This is a genomic window from Pseudooceanicola profundi (assembly GCF_050897955.1).
Classification (GTDB): domain Bacteria; phylum Pseudomonadota; class Alphaproteobacteria; order Rhodobacterales; family Rhodobacteraceae; genus Pseudooceanicola.
In genome coordinates, this window is record NZ_JBPAXZ010000001.1 from 2,469,244 (window position 1) to 2,494,081 (window position 24,838).

Below are 24,838 nucleotides of genomic sequence, written 5' to 3' on the forward strand. Positions count from 1 at the left end.
CGGACTGGGTGCTCACGGGAAAAGCGGTCCTTGCGGGTTTGGAGCAGCCGGTATCGTGCCGGAGCAGACGGTCAGCAGAACGTCAGATGTTTTCAGGCGTCACAATCTCGAACGGGATGGCCTTCTGAATTGTCTTGTCCAGCGAACTGCTGGTCGCGACTTCGACCATCGTTTCGATCAAGGCGGACGAGGTTGGCTCCAGAGGATGACACAGGGCGGCGGTCACGATGCCTTCGGACAGACCCTTGCGGGTTTCCGGGCCGATATCGCGACAGATGACCTTGATGTCTTTTCGCCGCTCTGCCGGGACTTCGCGCAGAGCACGGAGGATCCCGGAAATACCGCCGCCGACAATCAGGATCCCGGCAAGATCGTCATGAGTGGCGAGCATATCTTTTACCATCCTGTAGGCTTCGCTGGCTTCCTCCCTCGTCGGACGGCTGTCTTCGACAACTAGATGCGGTGCATGTTCGCGGATGTACGACCTCAGGCTGGCATCGGCGACGTCCTGACACTGATAGCGGTGATTCCCGATGAACACGGCCACACGTCCGGGCGCGGGCCGCATCTGTGAAATGAACCAGGCTGCTGTCCGGCCCAGCTTCCAGTTGTCGGTCCCGACATAGGCGGCGCGTTCCGGGGCGGACTGGTCCGTAATATAAGTGACGACCGGCTTTCCCTTGGAGTGCAGCTCCCGGATGGCCTGATTGATGAGGGGGTGGTCGGCGGCGATGATTGCCACGGCATCGCAGGCCTCGCCAAGGGCGCGCAGACGCATGGCGATATTCGCGGGCTCCAGCAGGTCAACGAAATCGATCAGGCAGGTAATCTTCTCGTCCCGCCGCTCTGCCGCGGCGTCGCGGATCCTGTCGGCGAAGATGCGATAGATCTCGCGCGTGGACTGCTGCAGGAGGAAGCCGAAGCGATATTGCGGCAGGGCACCTTCACGCCGGGCGAGAATCGTACCGGCGCCATAAAAGCCGATCCGTTCCGCCGTCTCCTGCACGCGTTCGATCGTGGCGGCGCGGACGTTGGTTGCGCCTGCAAGGATGCGGTTCACGGTCGAAACGCTGACGCCGGACTGTTCCGCCAGATCTGCGATTGTTGCCCGTTTTGTCATGCGCTTGCCTCTGATCGTGTCAAAATGATATGAAACAAAATGATATGATTGTGTCAATACATGTCATATCCAATTCATTTTTGAATAAACCTCCTGTAAAACCTCTTCAACTCGGTCGCCGGAGGAGCGGTTGGCCAGAGTTTCAGGAATTGGGAGGGTATCTCTATGAACGTTAAGTCTCACCTCGGTCGGGCCCTGCTCGCGAGCGCCGCATTCACCTTTGCAGCCGGCACGGCCTTTGCCGCCGACATCTTCGTCATCGGCGGCAAACCCGACGATCCGTTCTGGTCCATCGTAAAGCGCGGCGCCGAAGACGCCGGCATCGTGGCAGAAGCGCAGGGCGGGTCTGTCACCTGGCTCGGGCCCCAGAACTACGACAACCTCGGCGTCGATGCGGCGGAACTGATCCGTCAGGCGATCGACCAGGGCGCCGATGCCATCGTCGGGCCCGACTGGGTGCCTGAGGCCATGGACCCCGCCTTTATGGCCGTGCGTGAGGCCGGTATCCCGCTGGTCATCTACAATGCCGGTGGTTTGGCTGCGGCCGACAAGCTGGACGCGATGAACTACGTGGGCTCCGACGATTACAAGGCTGGCGAAGCCGGGGGCAAATACCTGGCGGAGCAGGGCAATACCAACGGTGTCTGCATCAACACCCTGCCGGGCGCGGCCAATGTGGAGAACTTCTGCAAGGGCTTCACCGACGGCATCGCCGCGGCGGGGGGCGAAGGCTCCGTCCTGCCGCTGCCGGCGACCTCCTTCGGCTCGGCCACGGCCGTGGCGCAGGCGGTACGGGCGCATCTGCTGCAGAACCCGCAGATCAACGCCGTCTTCACCGTTGGCAATGTCGACAGTAACTCGGCCGTGTCGGGTGTGCAGCAGTCCGGCAAGATGGGCCAGGTTGCGATCTGCGGCATCAATTTTGACGAGACGATCCTTCAGAACATCAAGGACGGCAAGATGGCCTGCGCCATCGACCAGCAGGGCTATCACCAAGGCTTTCTGGCCGTGTCGATCCTGAACGGATACGTCAATTACGGCCTGACTGTCCCGACCCGTGAGATCCTCACCGGTCCGGGCATCATCAGCAGCGAGAACGTAGAAGCCACAATGGCCGGCGTCGCTGAAGGCACCCGCTAACCTCTCTCAGGTGCCAGACTGGTCCGGCGGCCTGTCCGCCGGACCCCTGTCCGGGCTGCAGGCACCCGGGCGCCACCACTCACGACAGGGCAACAGGGACGTTCCATGAATACCGTCACGGATACTTCGGCAACCGGCGCAGGGCAGGGCCAGAGGGGCTCCGGCTCCGCTCTCGGTCAGCTGATGCGGCGCCCCGAGGCAGGGTCCCTGCTGGGCCTTCTCGCCGTCTTCACCTTTTTCTTCGCCGTCTCCGGCGCGATTTTCGTCTCGCCCGCAGGCTTTGCAAGCTGGCTGAACGTGGCGGCAGAGATCGGCATCGTCGCGCTGCCCATCGGCCTGCTGATGATCGCCGGAGAGCTTGACCTCTCTATCGGGGCGGTCATCCCGGCCTCTTCGCTGACCCTCGCCATTGCCTCCGGGCATTACGATCTGCCAGAGCCGCTGGGCATCGCGCTGGCGCTCGGGTTCGGGCTGCTGGTCGGATTTGTGAACGGCTGGCTGGTGCTCAGAACTGCGGTGCCGTCGTTGATTGTCACCATCGGCATGATGTTTGCGGTGATGGGGCTGACGCTGGGCCTGTCGGTCCTGCTGACCGGCTCCACCTCCACCAACCTGTCGCCGGCCCCGTTCTGGAAAGGCGCGCTTGGGTCCTTTGTGGGCGGCATGTTCCAGGTCACGATCTTCTGGTGGGCCGGTTTCGTCGCGGTGATCGGCTACATGCTGCATATCTCGCCCGTCGGGAACTGGGTCTACGCGCTTGGCGGGGATCGCGAGTCGGCCCGCAACGCCGGGATCCCGACAGAGAAGCTGACCATCGGGCTTTTCATGATGTCGGGGTTCGCGGCGGCCTTCGTGGGCGTCAGCCAGGCCATGGTTTACCAGTCGGCGCAGGTCGCGGGCGGGCAGGCCTTTATCTTCAACTCCATCATGTGCGTGGTCATTGGCGGCGTGCTGCTGACCGGCGGCTTCGGCTCTGTCGTGGGCATCGTCCTGGGCACGATCACCTTCGCGATGGTCAATCAGGGCATCTATTTCACCGGGTTCGACCCCAATTACGGGTCCGTCATCATCGGCGCGCTGCTGCTGCTCGCGGTGCTGATGAACGACACCTTCCGCAAGATGGCCATGAAGAGCTGAGGAGGATCAGATGAACAGCACATTCGGACAACTCGTACGTCGGCCCGAAGCGGGCGCAATCGTCAGCCTCATCGCCGTCGCCGCCTTCTTCGTGATCTTCGGCAGTGCAGACCTCGGCAAATTCGCGGGCGCCGCGAGCTGGGTGAACTTCGCCGCCAACCTCGGCATCGTCGCGATCCCCCTGGGCATGCTGATGATCGCTGGAGAGCTTGATATCTCCATTGGCGCGATGATCCCGGCGGGGTCGATGTCGATCGCCATCGTGTCGGGCTATTATGAACTGCCGATCATCGTCGGGATCGTCGTCTCGCTGGGCCTTGGCGTGATCGTCGGTCTGATCAACGGGCTGCTGGCCACGCGGACCTCCGTGCCGTCGCTGATCATCACGCTGGGCACGCTGGTGGCGATGCAGGGGGTGGTTCTGTCGGCTTCGGTCCTGCTGACCGGCAATGCATCGGTGCCGCTGACGGCGCCGGACTGGGCGAAAGGTCTTTTCGGGCATTTCTTCGCCGGGTCTTACCAGATCATCATCGTGTGGTGGCTGGCCTTTGTCGCGGTCTACTGGTTCTTCATGCACCGCTCCCGCTTCGGCAACTGGGTCTTCGCTCTCGGTGGCGACAAGGAGAGCGCGCGGAACGCCGGGATCCCGACGGACCGCCTGCTGATCGGCATGTTCGTCCTGTCGGCCACCTCGGCCAGCTTCGTGGGGATGTGCGGGGCGATCCTGTTCAACTCCGCCCAGGTTTCCGGTGGCATGAACTACATCTTCAACGCCGTTGTGTCGGTCGTGGTGGGCGGTGTCCTGCTGACCGGCGGCTTCGGCTCCGTCCTGGGGATCTTCATCGGCACGCTGACCTTCGCGGTGGTGAACCAGGGGATCTACTTCACCGATATCGACCGCAACTGGTCGTCGCTCATCATCGGCGTGATGCTTCTGGCGGCTGTCGTGATGAACAACGCCTTCCGCAACATGGCCATGAGCGCCGCAACGAAGAAAAAGGGCTGAACCGATGTCTGATCACGCACCTGTTCTCGAACTTCGCAATGTCGACAAGAGCTTTGGCCCGATCGACGTGCTGCATGAAATCTCGCTCAAGGTCCGCGCCGGAGAGGTCCTGTGCCTGCTGGGCGACAATGGCGCCGGCAAGTCGACGCTGATCCGGACGCTGGCGGGCGTGCACAAGCCCACGCGGGGCGAGATGCTGATGGACGGTGAGCCCGTGCATTTCGACCGCCCCAAGGATGCGCAGGATGCCGGCATCGCGACCGTGCACCAGTTCGGCGGGACCTTTCCGCTGATGTCCATCGGCCGGTCCTTCTTTGTCGGGGTGGAACCGACCAAGGGCTGGGGCCCGTTCAAGGTCTATGACCGCAAGACGGCGAACAAGATCGCGGTCGAGGCGGTGCAGAACTTCGGCATCACCCGGATCGACGATGGCGACCGTCTGGTCGGCGGCCTGTCCGGAGGGGAGCGTCAGTCGCTGGCCATCGCCCGTGCGGTCCACTTCGGCGCCCGCGTGCTGATCCTCGACGAGCCGACCGCGGCGCTTGGCGTGAAACAGGCGGCCCACGTTCTGCGCATCGTGAACGAGGCCAAGCGGCGTGGTCTGGCGGTGATCTTCATCACCCACCAGGTCATGCATGCCATGGCCGTGGGCGACCACTTCGCGGTTCTGATCCGGGGCGCCATTGCCGCCGATTTCCGCAAGGGCGAACGCACCCGCGAAGAGATTGCGGACCTCATGGCAGGCGGCGAAAGCATGGCCGATCTGGAAGCCAGCATCGACGCCTATGCGGAAAGCCACGACGGCCATTACCCGCAGGCCCAGCCCGCAGAATAACAGTTCCTCCAGCGCGCGCCGGCGTCCTCCCTCGGCTGGCGCGCGCACCTTTGACATCATTGAGGTAAGCGCCATGAAGATCGCTCTCGACCCGTTTATGCACCGTCACCTGTCGCTCGAAGCGCTGCCGTCCAAGGTCAAGGAGCTTGGCTACGACTGGATCGAGCTGTCGCCGCGCGGCGATTTCCTTGAATGGTTCAAGGCGCCGCGCGTCTTCCCCGACCGGGTGAAGAGCTTCAAGAAGGCGCTGAAGGATGCCGATGTGGGCATCGCCACCCTGCTGCCGATGTACCGCTGGGCCTCCAATGATGAGGACGAGCGTCAGGCGGCCGTACGCCACTGGAAACGCGCCATCGAGATCGCGGTCGAGATGGAAGTCGACACGATGAATTCGGAATTCGGGCGCGGGCCGCATCCGGACAAGGGCAGCTGCTACTGCTGCCACACCGGGTCGATGATCGAGGCCTGCGAGGATGCCTGGTGGCGCTCGATGGAAGAACTGGTTCCGATCTTCGAACGCGAAGGCATCAACCTGCATATCGAGCCGCATCCGGAGGATTGGGTCGAAACGCTCCAGCCGTCGGTCGACCTGATCCGCACGGTCAATTCGAAGAACGTGAAGTTCCTCTACTGCTGCCCGCATACCTTCTATTTCGGCGATGATGTGGTGGCGATGCTGCGCGAATGCGCTGACGTTCTGGCCCATGTCCATATCGCGGACACGTTCAACCACAAGGCGTCGTCGGGCCTGCGCTACATCATCAACCCGCCGGGCACGCAGGCCCGTGTGCACCAGCACCTGAACATCGGTCAGGGCGAGGTGCCGTGGGACGATTTCTACCGCACCCTGGCCGAGATCGGGTTCGACGGGATCATGACCGCCTGCGTCTTTGCCTGGGAAGAGAAGGCGGACCAGTCCGGTACGTTCATGCGCGCAGAAATGCAGCGCTACATCGACAAATACTTCGCGTGAGGGCGTTGATATGGCTTTGAAAGTTGGCGTTATCGGCACGGGGATGATCGGTCAGGATCATATCCGTCGCCTCACCAAGGTCTTGTCCGGCGTTGAGGTGACGGGCGTCACCGATATTGATCTGGAGCGGGCCAAAGCGGCCGCGCCGGAAGGTGCGGAGGTGTTCGACACCCCCAAGGCGCTGATCGTGTCCAACCGGGTGGAGGCCGTGGTCATCTGTTCCTGGGGCCCCGCCCACGAGGAGCAGCTGCTGGACTGCATCGCCGCCGGCAAGCCGGTCTTCTGCGAGAAGCCCATGGTGACCTCTGAAGAGGCCGCTCTGAAGGTGATCGAGGCGGAGACCAAGTTCGGCCGTCGTCTGGTGCAGGTCGGCTTCATGCGCCGCTTCGATGCCGATTATCGCCGCCTGAAGAAGGTGATCGACGGGGGCACGCTGGGCACGCCCTTGATGTACAAATCCACCCATCGCAATGCCTCCGTTCCGGTCGGGCTTTATACCTCGGACATGCCGTTGAATGACACGCTGGTGCATGATGCGGATATCTCCCGCTGGCTGCTGTCGGACGAGGTCACGGGCGTTGAGGTGCGGCTGCCGCGCCGGTCGACCCGGGGCACCGATCTGCGGGACCCGACGATGGTCCTGCTGCACATGGCCGAAGGCGCCATCGTGGATGTCGAGATCAGCGTGAACATCGCCTATGGCTATGACATTCGCGGCGAGGTCTCTTGCGAGACCGGGATCGCGGCCCTGCCGAACCGCCCGGCGACGGTGATCACCGACCAGTTCGGCATCCGTCAGGCAATCCCCGAGGACTGGCGCGAGCGGTTCATCGAAGCCTATGACCAGGAGTTCCGCGAATGGATCGTGGCGGCCGGGCAGGGCACCGCGACCGGGCCTTCGGCCTGGGATGGCTATGCCGCGACGCTGGTGGCCGATGCCGCCCTGCGCGCCGTCGACAGCGGGCGACACGAGCCCGTGCACATGATCAAGAAACCCGAGCTTTACAGCCAGCCGACCGCGATTGCGGCGGAATAACCCGGAGCGCGCGCAATGAAACTGTCCATCTGCACCGACGTGATGGGGGATCTGTCCTTCACCGACATGCTCGACAAATGTGTCGCGCTGGGGGTTGAGGGCATCGAGATGACCGGCGGTGGCTGGTCGCCCGGCCCCCATTTCCGGGCCGAGACGTTGCTGGCCGACAAGGCCCTGCTGAAGTCGAAGCTGAAGGAGATCGAGGCGCGCGGCCTTCAGATCGCCGCGCTCAACTGTTCGGCCAATCCGCTCGACCCCGGTGAGATGGGCGCGCGGCATCGCAAGGAGATGGAGGATACCTTCACCCTTGCCGGCGAGATCGGCGTCAGGAAGATCGTCACCATGTCCGGCCTGCCCGAAGCGGCGCCGGGCGATACGGTCCCGAACTGGCTGGTCTATACGAAAAGCTGGCCCAATGAGATGCCGGAGCGCGACCGCTACCAGTGGGAAGACCGGGCGTTTCCGTTCTGGCACGGGCTGGTCGAGCATGCGACCAAGGTTGGCGTGGAAAAGATCGCGCTTGAGAACTTCTCCGCCATGCTGGTCTGGAACCCGGAGACGCTGTTCCGCCTGCGCAATGAGGTGGGCGAGATGGTCGGTATGAACCTCGACCCGTCGCACCTGTTCTGGAAAGGGGCCTGCCCGATTGCGGTCGCCCGCGCGCTTGGCCCCGCGATCCACCACGTGCACGGCAAGGATACCCGCATCGAACGCGGGCTGGCGGATGTGAACGGCCTGCTGGAGCTGAAGGAAGTAACGGATGTCGCCAACCGCAGCTGGAACTACGTCGCCGTCGGCGCCGGTCATGACCTGCAGTGGTGGAAGGAGTTCTTCTCCGTCGTCGGCATGATGGGCTATGACGGTTGGGTTTCGCTGGAGATGGAGGATTTCACCATGTCCACCGAGGCTGGAATTCAGTCCTCCATCGACGCGCTTCAGGCGACGATCATCCGGTAAGGGGCGGGCAGGTGTACAAGTTCATCATCACGATCGACCTCAAGCCGGGCACACGGGATCAGATCCTGGCGCGCGCACCGGCGGTTCAGGCCGCGACACGGGCCGAAGAGGGCTGTGTCTTTTACGATTTCTACACCTGCACCGACGATACCGACCGGCTGGTCTTTGTCGAGGGCTGGGCCGACAAGGCCGCGCATGAATTCCATATGGAGCAGCCGCATACCAAGGATTTCATCGCCTTTCACGAGCAGTTCCACAAACGGCTGGTCTTTGAGACGATCCGCGAGGCCTGAGATGTCTGCATCGGTTTCCATCATCATGGTCAGCCGGGAAGGCAACATCCTTCCCATCGCCCCCGAGGCGCGCGCCCCGCGCCCCTGCGAACACCCAGCACCGGCCCCGGTGCTCCTGCGCAAGGTACTGCGCAGCTTCGGAATCTGAGGAGAGCTTCATGGCCAGGCAACTCGACGTCATCACCATCGGCCGCGCCGGTGTGGACCTCTACGGCGACCAGATCGGTGGCCGGCTGGAGGATATGGGCTCCTTCTCCAAGTACATCGGCGGTTCGCCGACGAATATCGCGGCGGGGACGGCCCGGCTGGGGCTGAAATCTGCTCTGATCTCCCGCGTGGGGGATGAACATATGGGCCGCTTCATCCGCGAGGAGCTGGAACGCGAAGGGGTCGATACCACCGGCGTCGTGACCGATCCGGAGCGTCTGACGGCGCTGGTGATCCTGGGTATCCGGGACGAGGAACAGTTTCCGCTGATCTTCTACCGCGAAAACTGTGCGGATATGGCGCTGTGCGAAGATGACATCGATCCGGGCTTTGTCCGGTCCGCGCGGTCGGTTGTGGCGACCGGCACGCATCTGTCGCATCCGCGCACCGAAGCCGCGGTGCTCAAGGCACTGACCATCGCGCAGGAGGCGGGGATCCAGACCGCGCTCGACATTGATTATCGCCCGAACCTTTGGGGGGTTGCCGGGCATGGGGACGGCGAAAGCCGGTTCGTGGCGTCTGACAAGGTGACGGAGAAGCTGTTGTCGACGCTGCACTTTTTTGACCTGATCGTGGGGACCGAAGAGGAATTCCACATTGCGGGCGGTTCGACCGATACCGTCGCGGCATTGCGCCGGGTGCGGGAGGTGTCGGAGGCGACGCTGGTCTGCAAACGCGGCGCACTGGGCGCCGTGGCCTTTGAAGGTGCCATTCCCGACAGCCTGGATGACGGCCAGACCGGGCAAGGCTTCCCCATTGAAGTATTCAATGTGCTGGGAGCTGGCGACGGGTTCATGTCCGGGCTGCTCAAGGGCTGGCTCGATGGTGAGGACTGGCCGACCGCGCTGAAATACGCCAATGCCTGCGGCGCCTTTGCGGTCAGCCGGCATGGCTGCACGCCCGCCTATCCCTCCTGGGCGGAGCTGCAGTTTTTCCTCGACCGTGGCGTCAAACGCCCCGATCTGCGCAACGATGCGGAACTGGAGCAGGTGCATTGGGCGACCAATCGCAAGGGCGACTGGTCGAGCCTGCGCACCTTTGCCTTCGACCACCGGATGCAGCTGGAAGAGATGCCCGGTTATACGCTGGAAAAGGGCAGTGCCTTCAAGGAGCTCTGCCTGAAGGCGGCGTTGCAGGTGCAGGCGGGGCAGGGCGGCTATGGCATTCTGACCGACAATAGGATCGGGCGGGCGGCTTTGCACGCGGCCTCTGGCACCGGCCTCTGGATCGGGCGGCCGACGGAGCTGCCGGGGTCGCGGCCTATTCAGTTCGAGCCAGAGCTGGGCCCGGATATGGGTCAGTTCCGCGAATGGGCACGGGAGAATGTGGTCAAGCTGCTGGTCTTCTGCCACCCCGACGACGATGCGGCGACGCGGTCGCTGCAGGAAAAGCGGGTGCTGGGGCTGTTCACGGCGGCGCGGCGCAACGGTCTGGAATTCCTGCTGGAAGTGATCCCGTCGAAGGTCGCCCCGGTCGATGACATGACCACGGCGACGCTGATCCGGCAATTTTACGCGGCAGGGGTCTACCCCGACTGGTGGAAGCTGGAGCCCTTCCGGACGGAGGCCGCCTGGACCAATGCCGTGCAGGCGATCGAGGAGAACGATCCCAATACGCGGGGCATCGTGGTGCTGGGGCTGGACGCGCCAGAGACGGAGCTGGCCGACAGCTTTGCGCTTGCCGCGAAACAGCCGCTGGTCAAGGGCTTTGCCGTCGGGCGGACGATCTTTGGCGATGCGGCGCGGGCCTGGATGAAGGGGGATGTGTCGGATGACGAGGCGGTGGCGCAGATGGCCAGGCGGTTCGCGCGGCTCTGCAAGGTTTGGGACGGCGCGCGTCGGGATGCGCGGCTGAACGCGGCCTGACGGCCGCGCGCGGGGCGCTGCCCCGCACCCCGGAGTATTTTTGGAAAGATGAAGGGCAGGGCGCCTTTCGGTGAAGAGGACGAGCAGATGGGCACGATCCGGCTGACCGCCGCGCAGGCGATGATCAAGTGGCTCTCGGTGCAGATGACCGAGGATGGCGAGCGCTATATCGACGGCATGTGGGCGATCTTTGGCCATGGCAATGTGGCCGGGATCGGTGAGGCGCTGCATCGCTATCGCGATGTCTTCCCGACCTGGCGCGGCCAGAACGAGCAGACCATGGCGCATGCGGCGATTGCCTTTGCCAAGGGGCAGAAACGGCAGCGGGCGATGGCGGTGACCTCGTCTATCGGGCCGGGGTCGACCAATGTGGTGACGGCGGCGGCGCTGGCGCATGTGAACCGGCTGCCGCTGCTGGTGGTGGCAGGGGATGTCTTTGCCAGCCGCAGGCCCGATCCGGTGCTGCAGCAGGTCGAGGATTTTGACGACGGCACCGTCTCGGCCAATGACTGTTTCCGGCCCGTGTCGCGCTATTACGACCGGATTTCACGGCCCGAGCATATCCTTTCGGCCCTGCCGCGCGCGCTCAGGGTGATGACGGACCCGGCCAATTGCGGGCCCGCCGTGCTGGCCTTCTGTCAGGATGTTCAGGCGGAAGCCTATGACTACCCTGAGGAGTTCTTTGAGCCGCGTATCTGGTTCATCCGCCGCCCGGCGCCCGATGCAGGAGAGCTGGAGCGGGTGGCAGGGCTGATCCGCGCCGCAAAGAACCCGGTGATCATTGCCGGGGGCGGGGTGATCTATTCCGGGGCGGAAGACGTTCTGGCGGAATTTGCGGAGCGCCATGGTATTCCGGTGGCGGAAACGCAGGCGGGCAAATCGGCCCTGCCGCAGGCGCATCCGATGAATTTCGGCGCCTCTGGCGTGGACGGGTCTGCCGCAGCAAATGCCGTCTCAGAGGCGGCGGATCTGGTGATCGGCGTTGGCACGCGGCTGCAGGATTTCACCACCGGGTCGCGGACCATGTTCGGGGCGCGGGCACGGCTCGTCTCGATCAATATCCATGGCTATGACGCCGCAAAACACGGGGCAGAGAGCCTCGTCGGTGATGCCAAGGTCACGCTTCAGGCGCTGAGCGCGGAACTGGGCGACTACCGCGCCACTGCCTTCGACCCGGCAGCACGCGAGGACTGGCTGCGCGCGGTCGATGCCTTCTGCGCCCGGCCCGAGGATCAGGCAGCGCTGCCGACCGATGGCCAGGTGATCGGCGCCGTGCAGCGCGCCACGGGAGACTCTGCTGTAGCCATGTGTGCCGCGGGCACGATGCCCGGCGCGCTCAAGCTGCTCTGGCAGCCGAGCCAGGGCGGGTATCACATGGAATATGGCTATTCCTGCATGGGCTACGAGGTTGCGGGCGCCATGGGGCTGAAGCTGGCCTGCCCGGAGCGGGAGGTGATCTGTTTCGTTGGCGACGGCAGCTACATGATGGCCAATTCGGAGCTGGCGACCGCCGTCATGCGGCGCATCCCCTTCACCGTCGTGCTGACCGACAACCGGGGCTATGGCTGTATCAACCGGTTGCAGACGTTGGGCTGTGGCGGGGAGCCCTTCAACAACATGTATGTCGACTGCACTGTCGAGGTGCAGCCGGAGATCGACTATGTCGCCCATGCGGCCGCCATGGGGGCGCATGCCGTGAAGGCCGCAGGCATTGATGCTTTGGAGGCGGAAATCGCGGCCGCGCGGGGCCGCAATATTCCGACCGTCATCGTGATCGACACGATCGCCAATGATTTCCCCGGTACCGGGCTTGAGACATCGGCAGGGGAGCATGGGTTCTTCTGGGATGTCGCCGTTCCGGAAGTGTCGGACCGGCAGAAGCAGCGCGACTATTACGCCAGATATCTCGATCAGATCGCCCGGGCGCGTCTGGTCAACTGAGGAAAGGACAGGCCATGGCAGACCTTCTGAAAAAGCCCTTCGGCACACATGGCAAGGTGCATGAGATCACGCCGCAATCGGCGGGCTGGCGCTATGTCGGGTTCTCTCTCTACCGTCTGCGGGCCGGTGAAAGCGCGGCCGAGGCAACGGGCGACCGCGAGGTGATCCTTGTCATGGTCGAGGGTAAGGCGCGGTTTGAGGCCGCCGGCCAGGACTGGGGTGAGCTGGGCGAGCGGATGGATGTCTTTGAAAAGACGCCACCGCATTGCCTGTATGTGCCGAACGGGCAGTCATGGGTTGCGACCGCCACGACCGATTGCACCATCGCCGTCTGTACCGCGCCCGGTATGGGCGGGCATGAGGCGCGCCGGATCGGCCCGGACGGCATCACGCTGACGCAGCGGGGCAAGGGCAACAACACGCGCTACATCAACAATATCGCGATGGAGAACGAGGACTACTGCGACAGCCTGCTGGTGACGGAGGTGTTTACCCCCGATGGCAACTGGTCGAGCTATCCCAGCCATCGTCACGATGAGGATGATTATCCCAACATCACCTATCTGGAAGAGACCTATTACCATCGCCTGAACCCCGGCAACGGCTTTGGAATTCAAAGGGTTTATACCGAGGACGGGACGCTGGACGAAACCATGGCCGTCAGCAATGGCGATGTCGTCTGTGTTCCGCGGGGCCACCACCCCTGTGGCGCGCCCTATGGGTTCGAAATGTATTATCTGAACGTCATGGCCGGACCCCTGCGCAAATGGCGCTTCATCGCCGACCCCGCAGTGCAATGGATCATGGACCGGGATGCATGACGTTTTCCTTGGCGATGGCACTGGTCAAGAGCCGGAGAGCGGAAGAAAGCCCGGCACAGCTGGCATGAGCTTTGATCCGAAGATGGACCATCCGGTCTAGCGCCTGCGATGCGGCTGAGGCGCGATTGCCCCCCGGTCAGGCCGCAACATGTGCGATCAGAAGAGAGCTCTGGCTGTTGATCACGCCCGGGATCTCGCGGATCGCGCGCAGGGCGCGGTCGAAATCCACGAGAGAGCCGGTGCGGATCTCCACCACAAGGTCCCAGGCGCCATTTGTGGCATAAACCGTGCTCACCTCCGGCAGCGCCGTCAGAGTCCGGATGACCTGGCGCGACATCTTGCCCTGCAGTTCGACAAGCGTGATCGCGCGGACCTCCCCCTCAACATCCACATCCGTCTCAATCGTGAACCGCCGGATCCGGCCCTCTGCCAGCAAACGGTCCAGACGCGCCTTGGCCGTGGTCCGCGAGACCTCAGCGGCATGGGCCAGTTCGGTCAGGCTCATCCGCGCATTCTGCCGCAGGGCGGCAATGATCCGGCGGTCAGTGGCGCTGAGATCGCTCATCTGTGCATTATGTCCATAGGGCTTATCATATTGCAAATATTGAAGGCCATTTTGACCAAATTTCCAAGCGAAAGTTGCAGCCCCGTATGAGATCCTCCGTCCATAACAGGAGCATGTCATGTCGAAACGCAGTATTATCCTCGGTGCACCCATCCAGAGCGGGACCCATCAGCCGGGCTGCCTCATGGGCCCGGCCAGCCTGCGCACGGCGGGTCTGATCACAAATCTGCAGGCGCTTGGCTGGGCGGTCGAAGACCAGGGCGACCTGTCGATCCCGGAGCAGGACGCGCTGCCGCATGCCAACCCGGCGGTCCATCATCTGGCCGAAACCCGGGCATGGATCGAATTGATCGCTGCACGGGCCGAGGCCGCCGCCACAAACAGCGATCTGCCGGTGTTCCTGGGCGGCGATCATTCGATCTCGGCCGGCACCATGGCGGGCGTGGCCGCTCATGCGGCGCGACTGGGTCGCCCGCTTTTTGTGCTCTGGCTGGATGCCCACCCGGACCTGCATTCGCTGGACACGACCGAAAGCGGAAACCTGCACGGGACGCCGGTCGCCTATGCCTGCGGCCTCGGAAATTTTGAGGCTTATCCGCCGCTTGCCCATAAGATCGACCCGACGCGCGTCTGCATGATGGGCATCCGCTCTGTCGATACAGCAGAACATCGCCGCATCCTGGACCACGGGATCGAAGTCCACGATATGCGCGCCATCGACGAAACAGGCGTCGTCGCCCCGTTGCGGGCGTTTATCGAACGCGTCCAGGCGGCCAACGGATTGCTGCATGTAAGCTTTGATGTCGATTTCCTCGACCCCGGGATCGCACCCGCTGTGGGCACAACCGTTCCGGGCGGCGCGACCTTCCGAGAGGCGCATCTGATCATGGAATATCTGTTCGATTCCAACGTGGTATCCTCTCTGGATCTCGTCGAACTCAACCCGTTCCTCGACGAACGCGGGCGCACGGCGTCGTTGATCTGCGACTTGGCGGCAAGCCTGTTCGGCCGCCGTGTGCTCGACCGTCAAACCTGGAGTTTCTCATGACACTGCACCCTCTGCCTTCTGCGCTGGCCTTCGTGCCCTTCGTTTCGGTCGAAAATATGATGCGGCTGGTCAATTCGATCGGCGTCGAGCCCTTCCTCGCGGATCTTGCCCGCACCATCGAAGCGGATTTCCGACGGTGGCAGGAGTTCGACAAGACCCCGCGCGTGGCCAGTCATTCGCAGGACGGCGTGATCGAGCTGATGCCAACGGCCGATACGGAGAATTACGGTTTCAAGTATGTGAACGGCCACCCGAAGAATATGCGCGAAGGCTTTCAGACCGTCACCGCTTTTGGTGTGCTGTCATCGGTTGGCAATGGCTACCCAGTGTTGCTGACCGAAATGACGGTGCTCACGGCACTGCGCACGGCGGCGACCTCAGCGCTGGTCGCACAGTATCTGGCCCCGAAAGACGCGGATTTGATGGCGATGATCGGCAACGGCGCGCAATGCGAATTCCAGGCGCTGGCCTTTCGGGCGCTGTGCGGCATCAACCGGCTGCGGCTGTATGACATCGACCCCGATGCGACGGCGAAAGCCGCACGCAACCTTCGGGCGCGGGGGTTCGAGATCGTCGAATGTCGTTCGGCACAATCCGCGGTCGAGGGCGCGCAGATCATCACGACCTGCACGGCCGACAAACAATATGCGACAATCCTGAACGACAATATGGTCGGAGCCGGGGTGCACATTAACGCTATCGGTGGCGACTGCCCGGGCAAGACGGAACTGCATTCCGACATCCTGAAACGCGCCGAGATTTTTGTCGAATACCCGCCACAGACCCGTATCGAGGGCGAGATTCAGCAGCTCGATCCCGACCATCCGGTCACCGAGCTATGGCAGGTGATGCGCGGAGATGTTCCGGGGCGTCGCCACGCAGACCAGATCACGCTGTTCGACTCGGTTGGCTTCGCGATCGAGGACTTCTCCGCTCTGCGGTTCGTGCACGAGCAGATCAAGGGCACGGATTTCTACGAACCGCTCGATATGCTGGCCGACCCGGATGATCCGCGGGACCTGTTCGGCATGTTGGAACGCGCGAAGTGACATGGCGGCGGTCATAGCGGGACACCACCTGGGCCCCGGAACGCTGGCCACCGATTTTCGGGAAAGTCTGGTAGCGGAGGACCGTTTCGCGCAGCTACCCCCAATTCCATTGGCGACCCTCGCACTGCAGGCCTGAATCAGAGCAGCCCCCTCCTAAGGGGCAGGTTGCAGGTTCGAATCCTGCCGGGGTCACCATAAAAGTCATTTAAATCAAGCAGTTTAGGCGCGATCCCTTCTCGGCGCATGTTCCAGGCTTGCAGAAAATTGCAGGAACAAACCGGAACTTTCAGGTCCCGTCCGTACAAATCCCGTACAAAGCGTTTCCGATCCGTTCCGCAGAAAATGTCAGGTCGCCCTTGACGAATAGCGCCAATGGCGCTAAATTCAAATCATCGCAGGGCAACGAAGCCCGCCATGACAGGAGACAGCGATATGACCACAGCAGAACAGAACCTCGCCGACGATAAGATGCGCGCCGAAATCGCGAAACTTCTCGCCGAGACCAAGCAGATCAACGTGAACACGTTCCTTGCCCCGGCCCTTGCTGCCGCTGGCCTGATGGGCGCCACCGCCGCGCTGGTCAAACTGTTCTTCACATGAGCCCCGAGGAATTCAAGGAGGCCCGGCAAAAGCTGGGCCTCACCCAGTCGGAGCTGGGGCGGATCATCGACACCGCGCCGCAGACCATCCGTAAATGGGAGATGGACGAAAGCCGCAGCACAGCGCGATCCGTCAATCCTGTGGCCGCTCAGGTGATGCGATGGCTTCTAGATGGGTTTCGACCGCCGGAATGGCCTGCACAGTAGCCTCCGACTCGATCTCAACCAAGCGCCTCGACTTCCGTTACGAATTTGCGCCGCACTTCCTCCGATGTCGCACCTGTCACCGTTCCGACCTGATCCAACCTTAGGAAAATACGGCCGACCAGGATACCCGCAACGGCGCCGTCAAAGACTTCGCAGCGGTAGAGGCCCGAGGTGTAGGTGGCGACGATCAAACGCGATGCTCCAGCCATGCGCCGTCGATTGGCTGATGCCCACCCATGCCAGTCCATAGCACCCGGCGCCTGCCACTGGCAGCGTTCTCCTGATACCGCCAAACCCCCGTGTTGCGCACGGTCCGCCATCGAAAGCACTCGCGTAAAAGTTGGATCATCCACGGCTCCTATTGAGGTCAGCCTTTATGGCTTTCCATCCACTCAATCTGTTCCTGAAAAAACTCTGGATCCTGATCGAGACGGATGAAGACGGCCGTTAAAGCCAGTAGCCGATCAGAAACTTCCCGACTGTCCGGTTGATCCGGGATGTAGAGCTGATAGTGCCCAGCACGATCGAGCACCACAGCCGCCTCATCGGCATGAAGCACAGTACCGGTGTCAGAATGAGACATCGTTCCTCCTTTACTGGATATCGTCCCTGTGGCCGGAACCGCCGCAGTGCGGGCAGGATTTCTCCATATCCTCGCACCACCGCTCTTCTTCGCGGCCGTCGCTCTGGAACACGACCGACACAAGGCGAAGCCCAAGGTCGTGCGGAAGATCGAGATGCGCGCAGTGATCTGCCGCGGCCTTCTGCAATCGAATTGCCAGATCATCCATGCCTTCACTCCTTAGCTGGATACGGTTTCGATGCCTGGCGCATCGGGAAAATCGACGCCAGCGCGCAGCAGGCGATCCTCAAGGACCAGGATTCGTCCGGCCATCATCCGCATAGCCATTTCCCAGCCGCCGCCGCGATTCACTGCCTCCTGCAGGTAAAGGCGCACCGCTTTCTCCTCGATGTCGGCCATGCTCCGCTCCTTCGTCAGACAACCGGCTCGTCGGTGTCATGCTTCACGATCAACTCAAGATACCGCTTGACCGGCATCCGCATCAGGTCTTCTGCCGAGTGCAGATTTTCTGCATCGAAGTGCGCGGCAACCTCTCGTGCATGGCGGTCGAGAAGGCGACGCGCAGCCTCTCTATCCGTGAATTTCTCCAAGCCTCGCTCCTATCTAGACCGAGCAAAGCGCCCAGGCTCGCACCAGAAGCGAACCATCACACCTTGCTGTCCTGAAAAAAAGCTGGCAGCGAGCCAGCAATTCTCATGATTGTATTCAGCGGCTTCGTCTGCATCAAAAGTCGCGACGTGTATCCTCATCGTCGGGTCGGTGATGGAATTGCGATAGAGGGTGAAAACGCGGTTACTATCTGCCGCGGCCGCGGAGCTGGCCACCAGAACTAGGATCGCAATGAACCACCTCGACATGCACACACTCCTATCTGGATTCCGCCGAATACATCTCGGCCAGTTTCATCCGCAGAGCATCCTTCGACATAGTGTCGGTCGACAGGACGCCGGGATCTTCAAAATATGCCGCCCCAAGCTGCACATGGTGCCACCGGCCCGGAATAGGCACCCCGTCGACTTTCACGACACCGCCGGTCTCAAGCACAACAGACATGGCCTTGCTCCTGTTTAGACCTTGTTCCTCGACTTGCGGACGTTGGCGGCGTTCTGTTCCTGCGCCACCATTTCCAGCAGGTCGGTGATGTCGTCGCCCTCGGCATAGAGCGCCGATCCATTACCCCGCACTGTGTGGACATAGGCCAGCATACCACAGGACCACAGTCGCATTATGGTCTGCTGCGCGTGCGCGGGCGAAAACCCGATGCAGAGCGGCGTGGCGAAGAAAACTTGATCACCGGCGGGCAGAAACTTCCCCATGGTGTCGAGAAACGACGCGCGGTTTTTCAGCAGCCCGGGCCAGTTCGTGGTACGCTTGCCCGTCACATCGTCCAGGACCAAAGCGCTGATATCGTACCGGCCCAACATCGACTCCGTGACGCCCCAGGCGCGGGCGCGGGCGATCTGCTCACCGCGTGACGGCAGGCGCTCATTGACCGTGACGAGCGCCCATTTCCCGTTGAAGGTGTCCGCTTCCTTACCATCGATCATGCCCTGCCGCTTTCTGTTTACTTTCTGTCTGCGTACAGAAAGCGGTTGCTTGCGTCAACGGATTATGCTTTCTGTATTTGATATGAAAGAGGCTTCGGAGGCCCCATGGTTGCCTACAATTTCCAGAAGCAGTTTGCGCACGCGGTCGAGACCGGCAGCAAGCGCCAGACCATCCGGGCGCGGCGCAAAGACGGCCGGCACGCAAAGCGCGGAGACAAGCTCCAGCTCTACACCGGGATGCGCACCAAAGCATGTCGGAAGCTGAGGGACGCTGTGTGCCATGACGCGTGCCCGATCCTGATCGAAGAGGACAAGATATGGACCTTCGGGCCGCAGGAACTGCACACCGACCTTGAGGCATGGGCAAAGCGTGACGGCTTTGCGACGTGGGCCGATATGCGCGCATTCTTCGAGCAGACCCACGGCCTGCCCTTCAACGGCGTCCTGATCAGTTGGCTTGTGCCGCTGGCAGATCGCCAGTCCTAAAACCGCCGGAGGCCCCCAATGGTCACTATCATAGGCTCAGAAGAACTGACCGCCCGAAAGTCGCACCTGTGCGATAGTTGCCTTCGGAGGATCGAGCCGGGGGCGAGATATCGGCGGGCGCGGTGCGTCGATGGTGGTGACGCTTGGACATGGAAGACCCACCTAGCCTGCCAGAAGGCTGGTGAAATCCTCTGGGACCGCGACATCAGCGGCGAAGAGGACTGCCTGCTCAACGTCTGCGACATGGACCACGAGGATCGAGAAATGATCTACGCCGCCGACCCCGAGACATTCCACGAGGTCTGGCCAGATCGTCCCGCGCCCGGCCAGCCGAAACCAGTCCAGTAGACTCCGGAGGCACCATGACCTTTCAGAAACAAGCTCACGCATGGGCAGTCGCCTGCTTCGGTGAGGAGATCGCCGCAGACAAGTCGGAGCGCGCGCACCGCTTCTTGGAAGAAGCCCTTGAGTTGGCCCAGGCAGGCGGATGCACCGCGTCCGAGGCCCACCAGCTGGTGGACTATGTCTTTGGACGCCCAGAGGGGGATTTGAGCGTGGAGATCGGAGACGTGATGAACACCCTCGCGATATTCGGCACAGCCCACGGCATCGACATTCAAGACGCCGCCGATATCGGTCTGGAACGGTGCTGGGCCAACATCGAAAAGACGCGGGCGAAGCGGGCTGGAAAGCCTTCGTTCTCCCCGCTTCCCGAGTAATCCTAAAAACGCCGGAGGCGGCGCCATGAAACACGAATGGTATGGAACCAGCTTCGTCAGCAGCATTTGCCTCAACTGTGGCCGTAGCGGTCCTGGGCCTATCGACGATTGCCCAGGGCTGCCGCCCGCCGTTGATCTGGACCACACTTCGAACGTGGCAGAGCGGTCCGACGAGGAGCTGGCAGCAGCAAAGAAACGGCTCAGGATAGACCGCTACCGGATTTGCGCTGCGATAGACGCCATCACGGATGTCGAGATTGATCGCCTTATCCGACGCCAAAAATCCAACCGACAACCCGAATCCAACTGATCCCGGAGGCCGCCCCTACTCCCAAGGCCTCACCCAGCCTTTTGGCACCGTCAGAGAATATCCGATCCCATAGTGCCGAACGATAGCCAGACCTTCTGGAAGACGGCGGCGCAGGCGGCTGATCCGGCACCACACCGCATCGTGAAAGTCTTCCGGCAGCTCATCTGGTTCGGGCCAAAGGCGGTCCGCAAAACGGTCGTAGGTGACGATCCATCCGGGCCGCTCCGCCAGCAGCAGAAAAGTCTGGCACTGGCCGTGCGTCAGGCCCAGCTCACGCTGGATCCGAGCTATTTTTTCGTTGTCGGTCATCCGATTGCAGAGAACCCTGACGGCGGCGTATTCGCCCACTCTGCCGGGTCAAGCAGAAGGGTCGCGCCATTGCCGTCAGAACCGCCGACAGTTCCAAGGAGCGGCACGATCTGCGTCAGGTCCATGCCGGAAATATCCAGCCCACCCACGCCTGTTGCCGGGTCCGCTGAGGCGTTGACGTTCCAGTCCGTCATGTAGCTGGCCTTGACCCATAGCAGCCCCGCATCACCGTCCCACGCGATCTGAGCGGTGGCATTGTCGATGATATTGGAACCGACAGAGACGGACCCGCCGGTATACTGGATGTTCGTGCCGAGGATACCAGAGCGCTCGACCCCGTTGGAGCCGCCCGCTTGCGCAGTCGTCGGCACGCCGATGCCAATAAACGATGCGGCATTGATCAATTCGACCTCGAAATACCGCTTTCCACCATTGGACGCGGGTGTCCCGCGCGGGTAGCGCGACCCGGAGGTATTGAGGCGCGTGGCCGTGTCATTGGCCGTATTTGTCGTGGAGTAGGTGAAGTCGCTGGGATTGAATGTCGTGTCGAAAGACCGCACCAAAGCGGGCGTTGTCACCGTGTCGGTCTTGGCGACGGATACCTCACCCGTGGCAAGCTCAAGTGAAACAGACCAATCGACCTCAGTGTCGCCGGGCAGCGCAAGGCTGACACTGAACAGAGTGGTCCCAGCAAACGTGTCTGTGATCGTTACGGTCTGCGATCCGATCGGGCTGTCATCCGACGCATCATAGGCCGAAAGTGTGATGACGCCCGGGTCCGAATAATAGCCGGTGACGGTCAACGTCGTGCCGTTCAGGCTCCCCGATACCCCGACAAGCTGCGGTTTGACCTCGGTCAGCGGGTAGGTCGTGGTAAACCCATCGCCGCCGTGGATCGTCCGCAGGGCCAGCGCCATGGCCCGACCGATCTGCCGCTGTTCATCAGACGTGATATGCGGGTCCGGGCTTTGCGCCGCGATCTTTCCACCCAGATCATGCTCGATGAAATATCTCTTGGCATTGCCGGACCCGTTGTCAGTGATGTTACCTGACAGGTCCACGGTGTAGCGGCACATGCCTTTGCGAGCGGCGTTCAGCGCGTCCGTATAAGGGTCGCGGGCCGAGAGGGTGTCGTTCCAGACCGGGGCAAGCTGCACCACGAAATAGGGCGGCTCGACGCCAAGCACATCAACATCCGACTGATACACCTTTTCGTGCTCAGAAGCGTAGTTGACGATGTAGTCGCTGCCCGTATCCTCCGCCGCACGCGCGGGATTGGTGTCCGCCTCACCCTGCCATTGCCCGGTGCACTGGATATAGACCGGGCGCGTTTCTGCGGCCAGTTCGGCCCGGAGCTGCCGGTTAGCGTAGCATTTGTATTGCCAGCCCCGGATGGTGTCGCTTTCACCCGAATGATAGGCCGCGATTTCTCCCGGCGGCATGAAGTAGCGGATCGGCTTACCGGCGCTCGACGCCTTCCAGAACCAGGTCTCTTCGGCGGTGGCCCAAAGGCCATTGTCCCGAATATCGACCGCGACGCCAAATGACGGACCCACGGGAACCCCGTCACCGATGATGGTGTATTCGCCCTGCGGCGCGCTGATTGTGTCGTCACCGATCACCACGTCAGCATCGCCGTCGTCCATGATGGCATAGGGCACTAGCGAATAGGTCTCAGTCGGGCCAAGCGTGTTGCCGTCATTGTCGGCCTGCCGGATGGTGGGAAAGGCGCCGCGATACTGGGCATCCGTCTGGCCCGGATTGTTGCCAAGCGTGCCTTCATTCGACTGGCCCCAACGCCAGAGCATGGCGATGCTTTCCCCGCCCGCCGAGGCTTCCTGAACCACCACATCATCGGCCAGCGTCGCCGTCCGGCCACCTGCATCTGTCACGCGGATTGAGATCGGATCAGTGCCCGCATCATCCGGCGTGCCTGTCACTTCGCCAGTGTCCTCGTCGACCGACATCCATGCCGCGCCGGAGATGAGCGCATAGGTGTAGGGCGGTTGACCGCCCGCAGCCGTAGGTGTCCAAGAATAGGCGACGCTTTCAGTGGCGTCAGTCGGCGTGCCGGTGAGGGTGAGGGGCACGACATAGCGCCGCACCTGCGCCGACAGGTCTCCCAAAGCAAGGGTGATGACATCGTCGCCGGATGCAGCGATCAGGCTATCGTCGCCACTACCTCCATTGTCAGAGGTGATGACCACTGCATCCGCCGGCGCATATGGCAATGCATCAACGTCGGCCGTGATCGTATCGGACGAATTGAAGACCGACCCGATCGAACCGTTGACCAAAGATTGCAGGCGGATGCTGCCGCCGCTGGGACGCCCCAGACCAGAAAGACCCTTACGCATGGGACACCATCGCCGATGTCGTGCCGCTGATACCCCGGGCCCAGACGCGGTTGGCGCCGGACACGCCCAGAAACGAATCCGCCAAGCTTATTCGCACCTCACCAGAGCCAGGAGCATATACATAGCCCGTGACTTCATCGTTGGGCTGGGTCGCTCCGACAGTCGCGTTCACGAGCATCGCGTACCCCCCGGCGTTCTGGAAGCTGATCTCCGTAACGTCGTTGGCGGTCAGTTGCGTCCATTCGTCCGTCGGGACGGAGACGTTTGTGTTTCTGGGCATTCAGGCCTCCTGAAATGAAAAACCCCGCGCGAGGCGGGGCAGGGTTGCTGTCAGAACGCGGCAAGCGGCCGGTTTATTTCTGGATGGGTCACTTGGTCAGCCGGGAGACCCCGACCACACCGAAAATCGAAATGATGATGAGGCCCGACCACTCATCCAGCGGCGGCGGCAAGGCGGCAATGGTCCAGGACTGAGGATAGGCGCATCCGGCGCACCAGAGGATCGAGTAGACGATCACGGCGGCGAACCACATGCCGAGGGGCAGGGCGAAGATCAAGGTAAGCCAGAAACCTCCGGCCTTCATCCAGTCGGCGCGGGCCCGGTAGTGCTCCCGCACGATATCCGCCTTGATGCGTTCCCGATCGGTGGATGCTGCGATGCTCTCATCTACGGTTCGCAGGACGCGATCAAGGATACTCCCTGTCAGAAGTCGCGACAGCCAGGCCAGCATGATCACGCGTCGCCCTTCCGGGGCATGAGGGTTCGAAAGAGCAAGATCACCGCGGCCACCAGCAGCATGGCCACCGCACCATATGCCAGTCCATCGTATGCCAGCGGCGGCAACAACTCTTTTATCTGACCCGCTGCAGCCACCACACCGCCGACCCCGCCCGCCGCACCGATCACCTTGCCAAGCTTGTCCGTCGCCGCCTCCTTGGGCGTTTCCTGTGCTTTCGGTTTGACCCCGGCCGCGCCGAGCGCTTCCCAGGTGCGGCGCCCGACGACACCATCCACCGGAAGACCTGCAGCGGCCTGAAACTCGCGCACCGCAGAATCCGTCTCCCGCCCGAACTCCCCGTCGACTTGGACGCCGACCAGACCTTGAAGTCGGCGAACGTCACCGCCGGCGCTTCCCAGACGAAGGACCACAGGTGAAGCGCGACCGGTGAGGTTGCGGTAATGTGCTTCCATCTTCCGGGCATAGGCGCCGCCCTGACCGCCGCCGTTGTAGCGGGTTTCGATCCGTTGCCAATCATGCGCCCGGATCGCACTGTCGAGCCCCCACGACGTCACCAGAGAGACGAAGGCTTCGAGGTGTGTTTCCTCCGATGCGGCCATGTCTCTCACCATGTCGAGCGCCGAAGAATAACCTGCATCTGCGGCGTTGAAGCCCATGATCTGGGGGCCGCCCCAGCTGGTGGCCCGCAACGTGGCCTCTGGGTGCTCCGCAAAACTGTCCCGCAGCATTTCCTCGCGGTCGGCTGCGTTGATCTTCAGGCTTTCCCTCCAGGTCATTGCTGAACCGGGCATCTTGTGCGGCTCGAACCGACGCTCCAGCGTCCCATCCGAGCGAAAACCACGTCCCGCGCTCTCCGTCATCCATATTGCCTGGATGGTCGCTTTCTCGCAGCCAAGCTCGCGCGCAGCGCGATCAAAGGCGCCTGCCGGCATAGGCCGGGCGGCGCCTCTCCAAGGATAGGTCATGTCTTTCTCCATGAAAAAGCCCG

At 62.4% G+C, this 24,838-nt stretch carries 34 protein-coding genes; 20 read left to right on the forward strand and 14 right to left on the reverse strand.

Annotated elements, in window-relative coordinates; all coding sequences use genetic code 11:
• Positions 1-82: 82 nt before the first annotated feature.
• On the reverse strand, positions 83-1,120 hold the full coding sequence (locus ACRARG_RS12375; protein ID WP_432690319.1) for a LacI family DNA-binding transcriptional regulator: 1,038 nt from the start codon (positions 1,118-1,120) through the stop codon (positions 83-85).
• 165 nt (positions 1,121-1,285) lie between these two features.
• Between ACRARG_RS12375 and ACRARG_RS12380 the strand changes: the two genes are divergently transcribed.
• The 12 genes from ACRARG_RS12380 to iolB all read left to right on the forward strand — a co-directional run bounded on the left by ACRARG_RS12380 (position 1,286) and on the right by iolB (position 13,331).
• Positions 1,286-2,260: a sugar ABC transporter substrate-binding protein gene (locus tag ACRARG_RS12380; RefSeq protein WP_432690320.1), complete on the forward strand. Its 975-nt coding sequence runs from the start codon at positions 1,286-1,288 to the stop codon at positions 2,258-2,260.
• A 105-nt stretch (positions 2,261-2,365) separates the two neighbouring features.
• Entirely contained in the window at positions 2,366-3,397 is a 1,032-nt protein-coding gene (locus ACRARG_RS12385; RefSeq protein ID WP_432690321.1) for an ABC transporter permease, read from the forward strand.
• 10 nt (positions 3,398-3,407) lie between these two features.
• Positions 3,408-4,403: an ABC transporter permease gene (locus tag ACRARG_RS12390; RefSeq protein WP_432690322.1), complete on the forward strand. Its 996-nt coding sequence runs from the start codon at positions 3,408-3,410 to the stop codon at positions 4,401-4,403.
• Between the two features lie 4 nt (positions 4,404-4,407).
• The gene (locus ACRARG_RS12395) at positions 4,408-5,238 is read left to right on the forward strand and encodes an ATP-binding cassette domain-containing protein (protein ID WP_432690323.1); all 831 of its coding nucleotides are present in this window, start codon (positions 4,408-4,410) and stop codon (positions 5,236-5,238) included.
• Positions 5,239-5,311: 73 nt separating this feature from the next.
• Positions 5,312-6,211, forward strand: a complete 900-nt coding sequence (locus ACRARG_RS12400; protein ID WP_432690324.1) for a sugar phosphate isomerase/epimerase family protein — start codon at positions 5,312-5,314, stop codon at positions 6,209-6,211.
• A 10-nt stretch (positions 6,212-6,221) separates the two neighbouring features.
• Positions 6,222-7,247: a Gfo/Idh/MocA family oxidoreductase gene (locus tag ACRARG_RS12405; RefSeq protein WP_432690325.1), complete on the forward strand. Its 1,026-nt coding sequence runs from the start codon at positions 6,222-6,224 to the stop codon at positions 7,245-7,247.
• 15 nt (positions 7,248-7,262) lie between these two features.
• Positions 7,263-8,204, forward strand: a complete 942-nt coding sequence (locus ACRARG_RS12410) for a sugar phosphate isomerase/epimerase family protein (protein ID WP_432690326.1) — start codon at positions 7,263-7,265, stop codon at positions 8,202-8,204.
• 11 nt (positions 8,205-8,215) lie between these two features.
• On the forward strand, positions 8,216-8,497 hold the full coding sequence (locus ACRARG_RS12415; protein WP_432690327.1) for a putative quinol monooxygenase: 282 nt from the start codon (positions 8,216-8,218) through the stop codon (positions 8,495-8,497).
• Between the two features lies 1 nt (position 8,498).
• Positions 8,499-8,645 (forward strand): hypothetical protein, encoded by a 147-nt coding sequence (locus ACRARG_RS12420; protein ID WP_432690328.1) that lies wholly within the window; start codon positions 8,499-8,501, stop codon positions 8,643-8,645.
• Positions 8,646-8,655: 10 nt separating this feature from the next.
• The gene (locus ACRARG_RS12425) at positions 8,656-10,569 is read left to right on the forward strand and encodes a bifunctional 5-dehydro-2-deoxygluconokinase/5-dehydro-2-deoxyphosphogluconate aldolase (RefSeq protein WP_432690329.1); all 1,914 of its coding nucleotides are present in this window, start codon (positions 8,656-8,658) and stop codon (positions 10,567-10,569) included.
• Positions 10,570-10,617: 48 nt separating this feature from the next.
• Positions 10,618-12,510, forward strand: coding sequence for a 3D-(3,5/4)-trihydroxycyclohexane-1,2-dione acylhydrolase (decyclizing) (iolD, locus tag ACRARG_RS12430; RefSeq protein ID WP_432690330.1), 1,893 nt, complete (start codon positions 10,618-10,620; stop codon positions 12,508-12,510).
• 14 nt (positions 12,511-12,524) lie between these two features.
• Complete coding sequence (gene iolB, locus ACRARG_RS12435) at positions 12,525-13,331, forward strand: 5-deoxy-glucuronate isomerase (RefSeq protein ID WP_432690331.1); 807 nt, start codon at positions 12,525-12,527, stop codon at positions 13,329-13,331.
• Positions 13,332-13,467: 136 nt separating this feature from the next.
• Here iolB and ACRARG_RS12440 read toward each other — a convergent pair whose 3' ends face one another.
• Complete coding sequence (locus tag ACRARG_RS12440) at positions 13,468-13,896, reverse strand: Lrp/AsnC family transcriptional regulator (RefSeq protein ID WP_432690332.1); 429 nt, start codon at positions 13,894-13,896, stop codon at positions 13,468-13,470.
• A gap of 118 nt (positions 13,897-14,014) precedes the next feature.
• Here ACRARG_RS12440 and rocF point away from each other — a divergent pair, with 118 nt between their 5' ends.
• From rocF to ACRARG_RS12460, 4 genes are all read left to right on the forward strand, one after another.
• Positions 14,015-14,944, forward strand: a complete 930-nt coding sequence (rocF, locus tag ACRARG_RS12445) for an arginase (protein WP_432690333.1) — start codon at positions 14,015-14,017, stop codon at positions 14,942-14,944.
• Positions 14,941-15,993, forward strand: coding sequence for an ornithine cyclodeaminase (gene ocd, locus ACRARG_RS12450; protein ID WP_432690334.1), 1,053 nt, complete (start codon positions 14,941-14,943; stop codon positions 15,991-15,993). Before rocF ends, ocd begins: the two co-directional genes overlap by 4 nt.
• A gap of 432 nt (positions 15,994-16,425) precedes the next feature.
• Positions 16,426-16,593, forward strand: a complete 168-nt coding sequence (locus ACRARG_RS12455; protein ID WP_432690335.1) for a hypothetical protein — start codon at positions 16,426-16,428, stop codon at positions 16,591-16,593.
• The gene (locus ACRARG_RS12460; RefSeq protein WP_432690336.1) at positions 16,590-16,799 is read left to right on the forward strand and encodes a helix-turn-helix domain-containing protein; all 210 of its coding nucleotides are present in this window, start codon (positions 16,590-16,592) and stop codon (positions 16,797-16,799) included. The genes ACRARG_RS12455 and ACRARG_RS12460 overlap by 4 nt, the downstream gene beginning before the upstream one ends.
• A 14-nt stretch (positions 16,800-16,813) precedes the next feature.
• Here ACRARG_RS12460 and ACRARG_RS12465 read toward each other — a convergent pair whose 3' ends face one another.
• From ACRARG_RS12465 to ACRARG_RS12495, 7 genes are all read right to left on the reverse strand, one after another.
• Positions 16,814-17,008: a hypothetical protein gene (locus tag ACRARG_RS12465; protein WP_432690337.1), complete on the reverse strand. Its 195-nt coding sequence runs from the start codon at positions 17,006-17,008 to the stop codon at positions 16,814-16,816.
• 158 nt (positions 17,009-17,166) lie between these two features.
• Complete coding sequence (locus tag ACRARG_RS12470) at positions 17,167-17,382, reverse strand: hypothetical protein (protein ID WP_432690338.1); 216 nt, start codon at positions 17,380-17,382, stop codon at positions 17,167-17,169.
• 10 nt (positions 17,383-17,392) lie between these two features.
• Entirely contained in the window at positions 17,393-17,590 is a 198-nt protein-coding gene (locus tag ACRARG_RS12475) for a hypothetical protein (RefSeq protein ID WP_432690339.1), read from the reverse strand.
• Positions 17,591-17,601: 11 nt separating this feature from the next.
• The gene (locus tag ACRARG_RS12480) at positions 17,602-17,781 is read right to left on the reverse strand and encodes a hypothetical protein (protein WP_432690340.1); all 180 of its coding nucleotides are present in this window, start codon (positions 17,779-17,781) and stop codon (positions 17,602-17,604) included.
• Between the two features lie 14 nt (positions 17,782-17,795).
• Positions 17,796-17,972: a hypothetical protein gene (locus tag ACRARG_RS12485; RefSeq protein ID WP_432690341.1), complete on the reverse strand. Its 177-nt coding sequence runs from the start codon at positions 17,970-17,972 to the stop codon at positions 17,796-17,798.
• 277 nt (positions 17,973-18,249) lie between these two features.
• The gene (locus ACRARG_RS12490) at positions 18,250-18,435 is read right to left on the reverse strand and encodes a hypothetical protein (RefSeq protein WP_432690342.1); all 186 of its coding nucleotides are present in this window, start codon (positions 18,433-18,435) and stop codon (positions 18,250-18,252) included.
• 14 nt (positions 18,436-18,449) lie between these two features.
• Positions 18,450-18,929 carry a hypothetical protein gene (locus ACRARG_RS12495; protein ID WP_432690343.1) on the reverse strand — a complete coding sequence of 160 codons (480 nt, stop codon included), beginning with the start codon at positions 18,927-18,929 and terminating at the stop codon, positions 18,450-18,452.
• A 105-nt stretch (positions 18,930-19,034) separates the two neighbouring features.
• On the opposite strand from ACRARG_RS12495, the gene ACRARG_RS12500 reads away from it, so the two are divergent.
• From ACRARG_RS12500 to ACRARG_RS12515, 4 genes are read left to right on the forward strand one after another with little or no spacing between them, the layout of a single operon-like run.
• The gene (locus ACRARG_RS12500) at positions 19,035-19,415 is read left to right on the forward strand and encodes an ASCH domain-containing protein (RefSeq protein ID WP_432690344.1); all 381 of its coding nucleotides are present in this window, start codon (positions 19,035-19,037) and stop codon (positions 19,413-19,415) included.
• Between the two features lie 18 nt (positions 19,416-19,433).
• Entirely contained in the window at positions 19,434-19,763 is a 330-nt protein-coding gene (locus tag ACRARG_RS12505; RefSeq protein WP_432690345.1) for a hypothetical protein, read from the forward strand.
• Between the two features lie 14 nt (positions 19,764-19,777).
• The gene (locus ACRARG_RS12510) at positions 19,778-20,134 is read left to right on the forward strand and encodes a hypothetical protein (protein ID WP_432690346.1); all 357 of its coding nucleotides are present in this window, start codon (positions 19,778-19,780) and stop codon (positions 20,132-20,134) included.
• 25 nt (positions 20,135-20,159) lie between these two features.
• Positions 20,160-20,444, forward strand: a complete 285-nt coding sequence (locus ACRARG_RS12515) for a hypothetical protein (protein ID WP_432690347.1) — start codon at positions 20,160-20,162, stop codon at positions 20,442-20,444.
• Positions 20,445-20,459: 15 nt separating this feature from the next.
• Here the strand turns inward: ACRARG_RS12515 and ACRARG_RS12520 are convergent, their stop codons facing one another.
• From ACRARG_RS12520 to ACRARG_RS12540, 5 genes are all read right to left on the reverse strand, one after another.
• Positions 20,460-20,753: a winged helix-turn-helix domain-containing protein gene (locus ACRARG_RS12520; RefSeq protein ID WP_432690348.1), complete on the reverse strand. Its 294-nt coding sequence runs from the start codon at positions 20,751-20,753 to the stop codon at positions 20,460-20,462.
• On the reverse strand, positions 20,750-23,110 hold the full coding sequence (locus ACRARG_RS12525) for a hypothetical protein (protein ID WP_432690349.1): 2,361 nt from the start codon (positions 23,108-23,110) through the stop codon (positions 20,750-20,752). The genes ACRARG_RS12520 and ACRARG_RS12525 overlap by 4 nt, the downstream gene beginning before the upstream one ends.
• Complete coding sequence (locus ACRARG_RS12530; protein WP_432690350.1) at positions 23,103-23,390, reverse strand: hypothetical protein; 288 nt, start codon at positions 23,388-23,390, stop codon at positions 23,103-23,105. The genes ACRARG_RS12525 and ACRARG_RS12530 overlap by 8 nt, the downstream gene beginning before the upstream one ends.
• 88 nt (positions 23,391-23,478) lie before the next feature.
• Positions 23,479-23,841, reverse strand: a complete 363-nt coding sequence (locus tag ACRARG_RS12535; RefSeq protein WP_432690351.1) for a hypothetical protein — start codon at positions 23,839-23,841, stop codon at positions 23,479-23,481.
• A 2-nt stretch (positions 23,842-23,843) separates the two neighbouring features.
• A complete protein-coding gene (locus tag ACRARG_RS12540; protein WP_432690352.1) occupies positions 23,844-24,827 on the reverse strand; it encodes an N-acetylmuramidase domain-containing protein in 984 nt (327 codons plus the stop codon).
• Between the last annotated feature and the right edge of the window lie 11 nt (positions 24,828-24,838).